We start from the raw sequence: 15,008 nt of genomic DNA on the forward strand, positions 1-15,008 counted from the left end.
TCCCTATTTCTGCTCGTTTAACTGCTGATCTACCAGTTTCAGACCCTCTTTGAAGGAACGGGGCTGGTAGCCAAGCTCATTGATCGCTTTATCTAAAATAAAGCCTGTTTTAACTGGTCTTTTTGCGGTTTGATTTAAACTCTCAGAGCTTACCTCTGTAATGATGCTTTTATCCAGTTTCCAATAATCAGCCACATGGCCAACCAATTCAGATACCGTCATCATGTCCTTACCAGAGATGTTAAATACACCGTAAGCGTTTTTTTCTACGGCAAGCAGACAACCAGTAGCCAGGTCTTCTGCCAGGGTGGGCATGCGCCATTGATCGTTCACCACCTTAATGGGTTCTCCTTTCTCTAAGGCACCTTTTGCCCAAAGTACAATATTGCTCCTACTCATGTCGCTCACAATACCATAAACAAGTATAGTGCGGATGATGGCCCACCTGCATGGTGTGTTCTTAATCACTTCCTCGCCTTCCAGTTTGGTTTTACCATAATGGCTTAAAGGACACCCGGGTGCTAGTTCGTCGTACGGCCCGTCAGCCCCATCAAATATAAAATCTGTGGATAAATGTATCAATTGAATGTTGTGTTCTTCAGCAATACTGGCAAATGTCTTTACGGCTTCAACATTAAGTTTCCGCGCAAGTTCAGGCTGTGCCTCGCTGGTATCCACATTGGTCATGGCCGCGGTATGGATAATTGCATCTGGTTTAAAACGTTCAATTACTGTACGCACCTGTTCAGCATTTAAAATATCCATTTCGGCATAGGTATAACCTTCCTTAACCGGGTAGCGGTTTGCTCCTTTGGAGGTTGCAATTAATCCGAACTGTTTGGTTTGAAGAAGTTGCTCTGTAATTTTCTGACCAAGTAGCCCGTTACTTCCTGTTACTAAGATGGTTTTCATGACTTAAAGCGTAGTTATTTTTGATGTGTTAAGATAGGATAAATTGGTTTAAACCGACTGTGGAAAAACTTTTTATTTATATGTGCAATTCTTGTTTAAAAATTTTAACTTTGCAAACCGAATTGCGGGCTTACAAAACGGCCTTTAACAATTTGATATTTATAAATTTACCCAAAACAATATATGCCTAACATTGGAAAAATAGCGCAGATTATAGGACCGGTAGTTGACGTGAGTTTTGCTGACGATGCTCATTTACCTCAGATTTTCTCTGCATTAGAGATTACAAAAGAAAACGGACAGAAAGTCGTTTTAGAAGTTCAACAACACCTTGGTGAAGACCGCGTACGTGCAATTGCGATGGACTCAACTGATGGTTTGGTTCGCGGAATGCAAGCAGTAGATACTGGCGCTCCTATCCAAATGCCTATAGGTGACCAAATTAAAGGTCGTCTTTTCAATGTTGTTGGTGAGGCTATCGATGGTATTAACACTGTTGACAAAACAGGTGGTCGTCCAATTCATAATGCTCCTCCAAGATTTGATGAGCTATCTACTGAAACTGAAGTGCTTTTTACAGGTATCAAAGTAATCGATTTATTAGAACCTTATGCAAAAGGTGGTAAAATCGGTTTGTTCGGTGGAGCCGGTGTAGGTAAAACTGTATTGATCATGGAATTGGTAAACAACATCGCTAAAGCTTATGCAGGTTTATCTGTGTTTGCTGGTGTTGGAGAGCGTACTCGTGAGGGTAACGATTTACTACGTGAATTTATCGAATCTGGCGTTATTAACTACGGTGAAGAATTTCTTCACTCTATGGAAAAAGGCGGCTGGGATCTAAAGACAGTTGATGTAGAAAAATTAAAAGAATCTAAAGCAACATTGGTATTCGGTCAGATGAACGAGCCTCCTGGTGCACGTGCACGTGTGGCATTATCAGGATTAACAGTTGCTGAATATTTCCGTGATGGTGATGGCGAAGGCGCTGGAAAAGACATCCTTTTCTTCGTTGATAACATCTTCCGTTTCACCCAGGCTGGTTCTGAGGTATCTGCACTATTAGGCCGTATGCCTTCAGCAGTAGGTTACCAACCAACATTAGCTACTGAGATGGGTTTGATGCAAGAGCGTATTACTTCAACCAAACGTGGTTCAATTACTTCGGTACAGGCCGTTTACGTTCCTGCGGATGATTTAACTGACCCTGCTCCGGCTACTACATTTGCCCACTTGGATGCGACTACAGTATTGTCCCGTAAAATTGCTGAGCTAGGTATCTATCCTGCAGTGGATCCATTGGATTCTACTTCACGTATCCTTTCTCCAACAGTTTTAGGTGATGAGCACTACAATACAGCTCAAAGAGTTAAAGAAACTTTACAACGTTATAAAGAATTGCAGGATATCATCGCCATCTTAGGTATGGATGAGTTATCTGAAGAAGATAAGCTAATCGTTTCCCGCGCTCGTCGTGTTCAGCGTTTCTTATCTCAGCCTTTCCACGTAGCTGAGCAGTTCACCGGCTTGAAAGGTGTATTGGTTGACATTAAAGATACCATCAAAGGATTTAATATGATCATGGATGGTGAAGTTGATGAATATCCTGAAGCTGCATTTAACTTGGTTGGAAGCATCGAAGAAGCTATTGAAAAAGGTAAAAAACTATTAGCTGAAGCAAATTAGTATTTAGAATTCAGTACTTAGCAGTTAGATTACACGCTATCGGCTAGGTACTCGGTCAAAAAATGACGGTCTAACTGCTAAATACTAACAACTAATTACTACAACAATGACATTAGAAATATTAACACCAGATAAGAAAGTTTTTGAAGGCGAAGTAACTTCGGTTACCGTACCTGGTACTATGGGATCTTTCCAGATTTTGAAAGACCATGCTCCTATTATTTCGACTTTGGAAGACGGACCGGTAATTGTTAAAACTAAAGCTACTGAGGATACCTTTATTATTAAAGGTGGTGTCGTAGAAGTTTTAAAAAATAAAATTATTGTGCTGGCCGAAGGGGTTGCTTAGTATTTATAATCACAATATTAAAAGCCCTTTGAAAATTTCAAAGGGCTTTTTTTTTGAACGCTGGCATTCCCAGGCTTCGTGCCTCGCAATGACGACAAGATATCTGATTTATAAAGCATAGTTTAATCAACTTTTACAGACACTTTAGTCATTTTACGCAGAAAACACAGTTAATTACAATGCCAGCATAACACCTATACCGAATACCGATTTCATATTTGGTATAGTAGCCTCCACTTTAAGATAGGTTATTGATGAAATAACAGATATATTATATTGAATTTAACAAATATTACGGAATAATATTTTTTTTAATTTATTTTCCATATCCTATTGATAGTTTAAACAGCAACACCTAAATTGGTTTTTATAAAATAACAAGAGTATTAACAACATGAACATTATAGCAAGCGGTTTACTAATTGTCATTATTAACGTAATTCTTCTCCTAAACCAGAAGGACCAGGCGCTGCTGTAACATATAAAACAAAATATAAGAAGCGCCACCCAAAATGGCGCTTTTTTAATGAACAAGCCAAATTAAATTAAATACCCTGCGAAATGCAATACTATAATTCAGAAACAACCTTATTCCTAAACGGACAGTTCGAACGGGCAGTTGATACAACTACCGATCTGTACGGACAGTCTCTGCATTATGGATATGCGGTTTTTGAAGGCATTAGGGCTTACAATACGCATAACGGTACACGCATATTTAAAGCAAGGGAACACTTTGAGCGATTAAAACGCTCTGCTGAATTGTTGCATATACCATTCAAGTGGGAAGTGGAAGATCTAATTAAGCAGACTTATAAGCTTTTGGATTTGAACAACTTAAAGGATGCTTATATCAGACCGTTAATTTACTGCCCGCCAAGTATGACTTTAGTAGCCGCTCTGGATTCGTCAATCATGATCTGTGCCTGGGAATGGGGCGCTTATTCGGGCAGCGACTTACTTAAACTGGGCTTATCCAGCTATGAAAGGCCGAACCCTAAGTCTACTCCTATGGAGGCTAAGGCCAGTGGTAACTATGTAAATTCGATTCTGGCCACTACCGAAGCTAAAAGCAAAGGCTTTAACGAGGCTTTACTGTTAGATATGCACGGTTTCATCGCGGAAGCACCTGGCGCCAATATTTTCATTGAAAAAAACGGCCGCCTATACACCCCCTCTTTAGGAAACATCTTACCAGGAATAACAAGGGCTACCGTAATCCAGCTTTGCCGGGTTCTGGATATTGAACTAACTGAAAAACAGTTAACAGTGAAAGACTTGAAGAATGCTGACAGTGCATTTTTATGCGGTACTGCAACAGAAATTGCCGGTTTAGCCTCAATTGATGATTATCAGTTCCCGTTAACGTGGACAGAAAGTATAGGTGCAACATTGCAACGTACTTATAAATGTCTTGTCCTGGAAAAACAAAACTATGAAGTCATTATTTAGTATTTAGTATTTAGATAGAATAACCAATAAAGATAGAACAACCAAAAAATAAGAATCACGCTTAATATGTCAGAAACACCAGAATTAAATAGATATAGTAAAACATTTACACAAGATCCTACACAACCTGCTGCACAGGCTATGCTATATGGAATTGGTTTAACCAAGGCAGATATGGATAAAGCGCAGGTCGGCATTGCGAGTATGGGATACGATGGTAACACTTGTAACATGCACCTTAACGGCTTGGCGCAAATTGTTAAAGAAAGTGTCTGGAAGAATGATATGGTAGGCTTAACCTTTGGAACAATTGGTGTGAGCGACGGGATGTCTAACGGTACAGAAGGTATGCGCTATTCTTTGGTTTCCAGAGATGTTATAGCAGATTCAATTGAGACCATTTGCGGCGGTCAATATTACGATGGTTTGATCACCGTTCCTGGATGCGATAAAAACATGCCGGGTTCCTTAATGGCAATGGGCCGATTAGACCGTCCCGCGATTATGGTTTACGGTGGAAGTATCCATTCAGGAAACTACCAGGGGAAAGCATTAAACATTGTCTCAGCGTTTGAAGCATTGGGGCAAAAGCTGGCAGGTAATCTTGCAGAAGAAGATTTCCAGGGTGTAATTAAAAATGCTTGTCCGGGTGCTGGTGCATGTGGCGGTATGTACACTGCAAATACCATGGCTTCGGCAATTGAAGCAATGGGTATGAGTTTGCCATACAGTTCTTCTTATCCTGCACTAAGTGAAGAAAAGAAAAATGAATGTATAGAGGCCGGTAAATATATCCGGGTACTGTTGGAAAGAAATATTTTGCCATCACAAATCATGACCGAGAAAGCATTTCACAATGCCATAGTAACGGTAATGGTGTTGGGTGGATCTACAAACGCAGTGCTGCACTTAATAGCCATTGCCAAGTCGGTTGGTTTGAATTTAACTTTGGAAGACTTCCAGCGCATCAGTGATAGCACTCCTGTTTTAGGTGACCTAAAGCCAAGCGGTGCTTACTTGATGGAAGATCTGCACGCTATCGGTGGTGTGCCGGCAGTATTAAAATACCTTTTAAAAGTGGGCTTGATCCATGGAGATTGCATCACAGTTACTGGTAAAACGATAGCAGAGAATGTTGCTGATGCGGTTGACCTTGATTTCGATACACAAAAGATCATCTTCCCGGTAACTGAGCCTATTAAAGAAACCGGTCACTTGCAGATGTTGTATGGCAACCTGGCTACCTTAGGTGCTGTTGCTAAAATCAGCGGTAAAGAAGGAGAGAAATTTGTTGGTCCGGCACGTGTATTTGACGGCGAACAAAACCTGATTGCAGGTATTCAAAGCGGCAAAGTAAAAAGCGGAGATGTGGTAGTAATCAGACAAGTTGGGCCTAAGGGCGCACCCGGTATGCCTGAAATGCTGAAGCCAACTTCTGTAATTATCGGAGCCGGATTAGGAAAATCTGTTGCATTGATTACGGATGGCCGTTTCTCTGGCGGTACACATGGATTTGTAGTCGGCCACATCACTCCGGAAGCATGGGATGGCGGAAACATCGCATTGGTACATGATGACGACATCATTACCATAGATGCTAAAACCAATTCAATCAATGTCGACTTAACCGATGAGCAATTGGCTACACGCCGTTCTGTTTGGACACAGCTACCACCACCCGTCACAAAAGGTGTTTTATACAAATACCTTAAACAAGTGAGCAACGCAAGTGAAGGCTGCGTAACTGATGCCTACACAGGATAATTATTAAGAACTTATACTAAAAAATAAGAATATGGAATTAGCACAAGCAGAATTAACCACCCAACCTGAAACTAAAAAGACTGTTTCAGTAACGGGTTCTGTAGCTGTATTGGAAGGATTAATCGCCGAAGGGACAGATGTTGTTTTCGGTTATCCAGGAGGCGCCATCATGCCAATTTATGATGCCTTATATGATTACAACGATAAACTACAACATATTTTGGTTCGTCATGAGCAAGGTGCTACACATGCAGCTCAGGGTTATGCCAGGACATCGGGCAAGGTAGGTGTTGTATTCGCTACAAGTGGTCCTGGTGCCACTAACCTGGTTACTGGTTTAGCTGATGCGCAAATTGACAGTACACCAATGGTTTGCATTACCGGACAAGTGTTTGCGCATTTACTGGGTACAGATGCTTTCCAGGAAACTGATGTGATCAACATCACCACTCCCGTTACCAAATGGAACTATCAGGTTACTGATGCTACTGAAATCCCTGCAGCTTTGGCTAAGGCGTTTTACATTGCCAAAAGTGGCAGACCAGGCCCTGTGCTTATCGACATCACCAAGAATGCACAGATGCAATTATTTGATTACGCGGGATACACACCGTGTAACCATATCCGTAGCTACAGACCGAAACCTCATGTGAGAAAAGAATACATCGAGGAGGCAGCTGCTTTAATTAATTCTGCTAAAAAGCCATTCATATTATTTGGACAGGGTGTGTTACTGGGTAGTGCTGAACAAGAGTTTAAAGCTTTTGTAGAAAAAAGTGGAATCCCTGCTGCCTGGACAATTTTAGGTGCTGGCGCTATTCCAACAGATCATCCATTAAATGTGGGTATGTTGGGTATGCATGGTAATTATGGCCCGAATGTGCAAACGAACTCTTGTGATGTTTTGATCGCAATAGGAATGCGTTTTGACGATAGGGTAACTGGTCGTCTGGATAAATATGCCAAACAAGCGAAGGTAGTCCACCTGGATATCGATCCAGCAGAGATTGATAAAAATGTGAAAGCAGATGTACCTGTTTGGGGCGATTGTAAAGAGACCTTACCGCTGCTTACTGAATTAATAGATGCAAAACAACATACAGAATGGCTGAACGAGTTTCGTGCATTTGACAAGATTGAGCAGGAAACATTGATTCAAAAAGAGCTACACCCGGTTACCGAAGAGTTGACAATGGGCGAAGTCATCAACCAGTTAAATGTATTGACAAAAGGTGAAGCTGTAATTGTAACCGATGTTGGTCAGCATCAAATGGTGGCTTGTCGCTATGCACAATTTAATAAGACCAGGAGTAACATTACCAGTGGTGGTTTGGGTACGATGGGCTTTGGCTTACCGGCAGCTATCGGCGCTAAATTTGGTACACCTGAACGTACCGTAGTTGCGGTTATAGGTGATGGCGGTTTCCAGATGACCTTACAAGAATTGGGTACCATCATGCAATCTGGTGTTGATGTGAAGATCATGATCCTGAACAACCAGTTCTTGGGCATGGTTCGCCAATGGCAACAGTTGTTTAATGAAAAACGTTATTCCTTCGTAGATATAAAAAGTCCTGATTTCGTGAAGCTTGCAGATTCCTATTACATCAAAGGAAAAAGAGTAACCGAGCGTGATGATTTGGTTGGTTCATTAGAAGAGATGCTTAACCACAAAGGCTCTTACCTATTGGAAGTGATGGTAACCAAAGAACATAACGTGTTCCCTATGGTACCGCAAGGATGTAGTGTAAGTGAAATCAGACTTAAATAATTAAAGATCATGAGCAATTCTAATATAGAAACCAACGAACAGCAGGAGTTTACCATTACTGTTTACACGGAGAACCAAATTGGTTTGCTAAACCGTATAGCCATCATATTTTCAAGAAGAAAGATCAACATTGAAAGTTTAAACGTTTCTCCTTCCGAAATTGAACATATCCACCGTTTTAATATCCTGATTACCGAATCAGAAGATGTGGTACGCAAGCTTGCCCGCCAGATAGAAAAACAGGTAGAGGTATTGAAAGTATACTACAATACAAACGAAGACATCATATGGCAAGAGCTGGCGCTTTATAAAGTGCCAACTGACACCATTGTAGAGAAAGTTATTGTAGAACGCCTACTCCGTGAAAATGGTGCGAGAGCGGTAGTGATCAGAAAAGATTACACAGTTTTTGAAACCACAGGACATAGGGAAGAAACTGACAAACTGATAGAGGTATTGCAGCCTTACGGACTAATTGAATTTGTTCGGAGTGCAAGGGTAGCCATTATCAAAGATAGTGAAGGATTTAATGCCAAACTGAGAGAGTTTGAGCGCGAAGAACCGGGACAGGATGTCATCGAGAATGAGTTTCTCGATAAGGAGAAGAATGTGTTTACTATGTAAGCACCTTCTCCTCACCATGATTTTACTCCAGTCATTGCGAGTGGGGTGTCATTCGAGGAACAAAGCAATCCCCTGCATAGCAGATTCCTTCATTCCTCGCAATGACGAAATAAAACAAAATATAAAACGAACCTAATAATCAAAAAACAATAAAAACGATGTCAAATTATTTTAACACGCTACCTCTTAGAGAAAAACTAAATCAACTGGGTGTCTGTGATTTCATGGACAGTTCTGAATTCGTAGATGGCGTAAATGCCCTAAAAGGAAAGAAACTGGTAATTGTAGGTTGTGGCGCACAAGGCCTTAACCAAGGTTTAAATTTAAGGGATAGTGGATTAGACGTTTCTTATACTTTACGTAAAGAGGCTATTGAAGGCAAAAGAGATTCATGGAAAAATGCTACGGAAAACAGCTTCAATGTAGGTACCTATGAAGAATTAATCCCTACTGCTGATGTAGTCATCAACTTAACTCCCGATAAACAACATACTGCAGTTGTTAATGCCATCATGCCTTTGATGAAACAAGGTGCAACATTACTGTATTCACATGGTTTCAACATCGTTGAAGAAGGTATGCAAATCCGTAAAGACCTTACCGTAATTATGGTTGCACCAAAATGCCCGGGCAGTGAAGTACGCGCAGAATATGTACGTGGCTTCGGTGTACCTACATTAATTGCAGTACACCCTGAAAATGATCCGGAAGGAAAGGGATTATTACAAGCTAAAGCATATTGCGTTGGAACTGGAGGTCACAAAGCCGGTGTGTTAAAATCGTCTTTTGTTGCTGAAGTAAAATCAGATCTAATGGGTGAGCAAACCATCCTATGTGGATTGTTGCAAACGGGTTCGATCTTATCATTTGATAAAATGGTAGAGAAAGGGATTGATGCAGGCTATGCTTCTAAATTGGTACAATATGGTGTTGAAGTAATTACAGAAGCCTTAAAGCAAGGTGGTATTACTGCCATGATGGACAGATTAAGCAATGTTGCTAAAATCAAAGCTTTTGAAATTTCTGAAGAGTTGAAAGACATCATGCGCCCGTTGTTCCAAAAACATCAGGACGATATCATGAGCGGTGAATTTAGCCGTATTATGATGGAAGACTGGGCAAATGGCGACAAAAACCTTTTGGCTTGGCGTGCTGAAACCGGTGAAACTGCTTTTGAAAAAACTCCTGCCGGTGATGTAAAGATTGGCGAGCAAGAATATTTCGACAACTACACTTTAATGGTTGCTTTTGTAAGAGCTGGTGTTGAGTTGGCTTTTGAAACTATGGTACAAGCAGGTATTAAACCAGAATCAGCGTACTACGAGTCGCTGCACGAAACTCCGCTTATTGCAAATACCATTGCGCGTAAGAAATTATTTGAAATGAACCGCGTAATTTCTGATACTGCAGAGTACGGGTGTTATCTGTTTGACCAGGCTTGTAAACCATTATTGGCCGACTTTATGAAAAAGATAGATACCGACCTTGTTGGTAAAAACTTTAATGAAGGTAAAGATGGTGCAGTTGATAACAGGGCGCTTATTGAAGTAAACGAAGCCATCCGCTCCCATGAAGTGGAAGTGATCGGTGCTACTTTGAGAAAAGCAATGACTGCCATGAAAGCTATAAAAACAGCATAAAAAAAATATGTCCAACCCCGTCGTCCATATCACCAACCTAAACCTATGGTACCGTCAAAAAGCGGTATTGCAGGATCTGAACTGGATCATCTATCCGTCGGAAAACTGGTTGGTATGCGGAGCAAGCGGAAGCGGGAAGACATCACTTGCAAAAGCCATTGCCGGATTGATCAACGCAAATGGCGATATCCAGATCAACTTTAATCCGGAGGCAGCCATGCCTCCGGTAATACATTATGTTGCCAATTGGTACCAATTTAAGGACTTAGAAGGCCAATCTAATTTCTATTACCAGCAACGGTACAATAAGCAGTCGGCCGAAGTTACGGCAACCGTATGTGCAGAATTGACTGCCTACGGTAATCAGAACAGTCTTGAGTTTAAGAATGCCTTGAGCATTGTAGCCCAACTTGGCTTTTCTGATCTTTTAGATGCTACCCTGATCCAATTATCAAGCGGAGAACATAAGAAATTACAACTGGTAAAAGCAATTTGGCTTGCGCCACAATTGCTGATCCTCGACCAACCTTACAACGGTTTGGATAAACAATCCCGGCAAAACCTGAATCATTTGCTGGACGACATTTCCGCTAAAGGCACCCAATTGATCCTGATCAGTAACGACTTGGAAATTCCGGCCTGTATTTCTCGCTTTGCAGAAATCAGGAATGGAAAATTGATCGAGATCTCCGCTGAGGAGCGCATTGCAGATACTGCTTTTGAATTGACAACAAAGCCTGTCCCCGCCTTTTTAAGGGAAAGCCCCGCTCCTACCTTTTCAGGCAGCGTGATTAAAATGACTGATGTGAGCATTAGTTATGGCGACAAACAAGTGTTGAAGAACGTGAACTGGACCGTGGAACCGGGTGAAAAGTGGTTGCTACAAGGACCAAATGGTTCTGGAAAATCAACTTTATTAAGTTTGGTATGTGGCGACCATCCTCAGGCTTATTCCAATGATTTTAGTTTATTCGGTCACCAACGAGGAACCGGAGAAAGCATTTGGGACATCAAAAAACGGATTGGCCTGATATCTCCAGAATTGCACTGGTATTTTGACCCATCAGCAACGGTATGGCAAAGTGTGGCCTCAGGATTTTACGATAGCTCAGGTTTATTTTGCGAGCCAGGTTCAACCAAACATGCACAGGTTAACGAGTTACTGGATTACTTTGCCTTGCTGGAACACAGTAAAGTACTGATGAATGAATTGCCTTTGGGTAAACAGCGACTGGCATTATTGGCCAGAACGATTATTAAAAACCCGGAACTTTTGATACTGGATGAGCCCTGCCAGGGTTTAGACCAGCAACAGACACAGCATTTTAACAGACTGGTTGATGGTCTTTGTAAGAACGGAACCACGTTAATATATGTGGGCCATTTTGAATCGCAACTACCGGAATGTATAGAAAAAAGAATTTTATTAGAAAACGGCGCAGTAAAAGCAGAAGAAATTTTACTGGAACGCGTATAATAATACCATGAAGAAGAATATATTTATTGCACAAAATCATATAAAAACTAAACACTAAGAATTATGCTACACGATCCAAATAGAGTTTATGTGTTTGACACCACACTTCGTGATGGAGAACAGGTACCTGGATGCCAGTTGTCTACACCAGAAAAAGTTGAGATAGCAAAGGAACTGGAGGCACTTGGTGTTGATGTTATTGAAGCAGGATTCCCGATATCTAGTCCGGGTGATTTCCAAAGCGTAGTTGAGCTTTCGAAAGCTGTTTCTGAACCCATTATTTGTGCGCTAACGCGTGCAAACAAGGGCGACATCGATTCGGCAGTAGCCGCATTACAATATGCAAAAAGACCACGTATCCACACCGGTATCGGATCGTCTGATATGCACATCAAACATAAGTTCAATAGCACAAGAGAAGAGATACTGGAACGTGCGGTTGAGGCCGTTAAATACGCCAAGAAATCTGTAGAAGATATTGAGTTTTATGCAGAAGATGCGGGAAGAGCTGATGTACGTTACCTGGCCCAAATGGTTGAGGCCGTAATAGCTGCAGGTGCTACTGTAGTTAACATACCTGATACCAATGGTTATTGTTTGCCTGACCAATATGGCAGCAAGATCAAATTCTTAAAAGAAAATGTTAAGAACATAGATCAAGCCATTATTTCTGTGCATTGCCATAATGACCTTGGATTGGCTACTGCCAACTCTATTGCAGGTTTGCAAAATGGGGCCCGACAAATTGAAGGTACCATTAATGGCATTGGCGAGCGTGCAGGAAATACTTCTATTGAAGAAGTCGTCATGATCTTAAAAACCCACCAGGTCCTGGGTTTGCACACCAACATCAACTCTAAGAACTTTTATGAGCTGAGCCGCATGGTAAGCTCTCAAATGCGCATGCCAGTGCAACCTAACAAGGCTATTGTGGGCAGTAATGCATTTGCGCACAGCTCTGGGATACACCAGGATGGTTTCCTTAAAAACCGCGAGAATTACGAGATCATTAGACCAGAAGATGTAGGTTTTCCGGATGCGAGTATTGTGCTTACTGCACGCAGCGGCAGGCATGCTTTGAAGTTCCATTTGGAACGTTTAGGCTTTAACCTGAGCAAAGAGGAATTAGGCGAAGCGTATTACCGCTTCCTGACTTTAGCTGATAAAAAAATAGACATTAATGATAACGACCTGTTAGAAATGATGGGTAAGCAACAATTGGCCTAACCGATTTTTGCAAATAACAACATATAATTAAACAAAAAATGAGCAAGACATTATTTGATAAGGTGTGGGACACTCACGTAGTACGTAAGATAGAAGGTGGCCCTGATGTGCTTTTTATTGACCGCCATCTTATTCACGAAGTAACCAGCCCAGTAGCCTTTTTAGGATTGAAAAGCAGGGGAATTAAAGTGCTTTTCCCGGAGCGTACTTTTGCTACGGCAGATCACAACACGCCAACCATTAACCAGCACTTGCCGGTTGCAGATCCACTTTCTGCCAACCAGCTGAAGGCACTAGAATCAAACTCAAACGAGTATGGGATCAGTCACTGGGGCTTAGGTCACCAGAAAAATGGGATTGTGCATGTTGTTGGTCCGGAATATGGTATCACCCAACCTGGTGCAACCATTGTTTGCGGAGATTCACACACCTCTACCCATGGTGCCTTTGGTGCTATTGCTTTTGGTATAGGTACCTCTGAAGTAGAGATGGTACTTTCAACGCAGTGCATTATGCAGCCAAAGCCTAAAAAAATGCGCATTAATGTAAATGGTAAACTGGGCCTTGGCGTTACTCCAAAGGATGTGGCTTTATTTATTATTTCTCAATTGTCTACCTCGGGTGCCACAGGTTACTTTGTGGAATACGCCGGTGATGTTTTTGAAAACATGACCATGGAAGGTCGCATGACTGTGTGTAACTTAAGCATTGAAATGGGTGCCCGCGGCGGTATGATCGCTCCTGATGAAACTACCATTAACTATGTTAAAGGAAGAGAATTTAGCCCTAAGGGTGAAGCGTGGGACAGAGCGCTGGCCTATTACAGGACATTAAAGACTGATCCTGATGCTGTATTTGATAAAGAATTAACTTTTGATGGTTCTTCTATTGAACCAATGATTACCTATGGTACTAACCCGGGTATGGGTATGGGCATTTCTAAAGAAATTCCTGATGCCGAACATGCTGAGGGTGGTGCTACTACTTATGCAAAATCTTTAGGTTACATGGGCTTCTCTGAAGGGGACTCTATGATTGGCAAAAAGGTTGATTTTGTGTTTGTAGGTAGTTGCACAAATGGCAGGATTGAAGATTTCAGGGCATTTACTTCTTTAGTAAAGGGCAAGCATAAGGCTGATGATGTTACAGTATGGCTGGTTCCTGGTTCTCACATTGTGGAGAGCCAAATCAAAGAAGAGGGTTTGCTAGATATTTTAACGGATGCAGGTTTTGCATTACGCCAGCCAGGATGTTCTGCTTGCTTAGCGATGAATGACGATAAGATCCCTGCAGGTAAGTATGCAGTTAGTACTTCCAACAGGAACTTTGAAGGAAGGCAAGGTCCGGGTTCGAGAACCATGCTGGCTAGTCCGCTGGTTGCTGCTGCTGCTGCAATTACAGGCGTAGTTACTGATCCAAGATCGTTGATGCAGAATTTGGAAACGGCTACCGTTTAACACAATCTAAAGAACTTTGTAGAATACAAAACAACATTAAAATGGCTTACGATAAATTTGATATATTAACAAGTACCGCAGTCCCATTGCCAATTGAAAATGTGGATACGGATCAGCTGATCCCTGCCCGTTTCTTAAAAGCAACGGAACGTGTGGGATTTGGCGACAATTTGTTCCGCGACTGGAGGTACAATGGCGACAATACTCCTAAACAGGATTTCGTATTAAATAACCCGATTTATAAAGGAAAAATCCTGGTTGGCGGTAAAAACTTTGGTTCAGGATCATCACGCGAACATGCTGCATGGGCAGTGTACGACTATGGATTCAGGTGTGTGGTATCTAGCTTTTTTGCAGATATCTTCAGGAATAATTGCCTAAACATCGGCGTATTGCCCGTACAGGTGAGTCCGGAATTTGCTGAAAAAATCTTTGAAGCCATCTTTGCTGATCCAAATACAGAGCTGGAAGTAAATCTACCAGATCAAACGATTACGCTATTGGCATCCGGAGAGAAAGAAAACTTCGAGATCAGTCCGTATAAAAAGCACAACATGCTGAACGGATTTGATGATATTGATTATCTGCAAAGCATTAAACCTGAGATTGAGGAATTTGCAGCTCAATTACCGATCTAACCAGCGCCTTA

12 protein-coding genes are annotated in these 15,008 nt (G+C 41.6%); 11 read left to right on the plus strand and 1 reads right to left on the minus strand.

The genetic code is table 11. From position 1 onward, the window contains the following. Window positions 1-3: 3 nt before the first annotated feature. On the minus strand, window positions 4-912 hold the full coding sequence (locus ACXZ1K_RS18380; RefSeq protein WP_458971143.1) for an SDR family oxidoreductase: 909 nt from the start codon (window positions 910-912) through the stop codon (window positions 4-6). Window positions 913-1,095: 183 nt separating this feature from the next. Between ACXZ1K_RS18380 and atpD the strand changes: the two genes are divergently transcribed. The 11 genes from atpD to leuD all read left to right on the plus strand — a co-directional run bounded on the left by atpD (window position 1,096) and on the right by leuD (window position 14,997). Further along, window positions 1,096-2,598 (plus strand): F0F1 ATP synthase subunit beta, encoded by a 1,503-nt coding sequence (atpD, locus tag ACXZ1K_RS18385; RefSeq protein ID WP_458971144.1) that lies wholly within the window; start codon window positions 1,096-1,098, stop codon window positions 2,596-2,598. A 106-nt stretch (window positions 2,599-2,704) separates the two neighbouring features. Beyond that, window positions 2,705-2,947 carry an ATP synthase F1 subunit epsilon gene (gene atpC / locus ACXZ1K_RS18390; RefSeq protein WP_458971145.1) on the plus strand — a complete coding sequence of 81 codons (243 nt, stop codon included), beginning with the start codon at window positions 2,705-2,707 and terminating at the stop codon, window positions 2,945-2,947. A 561-nt stretch (window positions 2,948-3,508) separates the two neighbouring features. Next, on the plus strand, window positions 3,509-4,399 hold the full coding sequence (locus ACXZ1K_RS18395; protein WP_458971146.1) for a branched-chain amino acid transaminase: 891 nt from the start codon (window positions 3,509-3,511) through the stop codon (window positions 4,397-4,399). Between the two features lie 66 nt (window positions 4,400-4,465). Further along, window positions 4,466-6,163, plus strand: a complete 1,698-nt coding sequence (ilvD, locus tag ACXZ1K_RS18400) for a dihydroxy-acid dehydratase (protein ID WP_458971147.1) — start codon at window positions 4,466-4,468, stop codon at window positions 6,161-6,163. Between the two features lie 31 nt (window positions 6,164-6,194). Then, window positions 6,195-7,934: a biosynthetic-type acetolactate synthase large subunit gene (ilvB, locus tag ACXZ1K_RS18405; protein WP_458971148.1), complete on the plus strand. Its 1,740-nt coding sequence runs from the start codon at window positions 6,195-6,197 to the stop codon at window positions 7,932-7,934. 9 nt (window positions 7,935-7,943) lie between these two features. Beyond that, a complete protein-coding gene (gene ilvN, locus ACXZ1K_RS18410) occupies window positions 7,944-8,558 on the plus strand; it encodes an acetolactate synthase small subunit (protein WP_458971149.1) in 615 nt (204 codons plus the stop codon). 158 nt (window positions 8,559-8,716) lie between these two features. Beyond that, window positions 8,717-10,198, plus strand: coding sequence for a ketol-acid reductoisomerase (ilvC, locus tag ACXZ1K_RS18415; RefSeq protein ID WP_458971150.1), 1,482 nt, complete (start codon window positions 8,717-8,719; stop codon window positions 10,196-10,198). A gap of 7 nt (window positions 10,199-10,205) precedes the next feature. Next, entirely contained in the window at window positions 10,206-11,675 is a 1,470-nt protein-coding gene (locus tag ACXZ1K_RS18420; protein WP_458971151.1) for an ATP-binding cassette domain-containing protein, read from the plus strand. 63 nt (window positions 11,676-11,738) lie between these two features. Next, window positions 11,739-12,902 carry a 2-isopropylmalate synthase gene (locus tag ACXZ1K_RS18425; protein WP_458971152.1) on the plus strand — a complete coding sequence of 388 codons (1,164 nt, stop codon included), beginning with the start codon at window positions 11,739-11,741 and terminating at the stop codon, window positions 12,900-12,902. Between the two features lie 38 nt (window positions 12,903-12,940). After that, the gene (gene leuC, locus ACXZ1K_RS18430) at window positions 12,941-14,359 is read left to right on the plus strand and encodes a 3-isopropylmalate dehydratase large subunit (RefSeq protein ID WP_458971153.1); all 1,419 of its coding nucleotides are present in this window, start codon (window positions 12,941-12,943) and stop codon (window positions 14,357-14,359) included. A gap of 41 nt (window positions 14,360-14,400) precedes the next feature. Further along, window positions 14,401-14,997: a 3-isopropylmalate dehydratase small subunit gene (gene leuD / locus ACXZ1K_RS18435; protein ID WP_458971154.1), complete on the plus strand. Its 597-nt coding sequence runs from the start codon at window positions 14,401-14,403 to the stop codon at window positions 14,995-14,997. The last annotated feature ends 11 nt before the right edge of the window (window positions 14,998-15,008 follow it).

The sequence above is a fragment of the Pedobacter jaeyakensis genome (assembly GCF_054461315.1).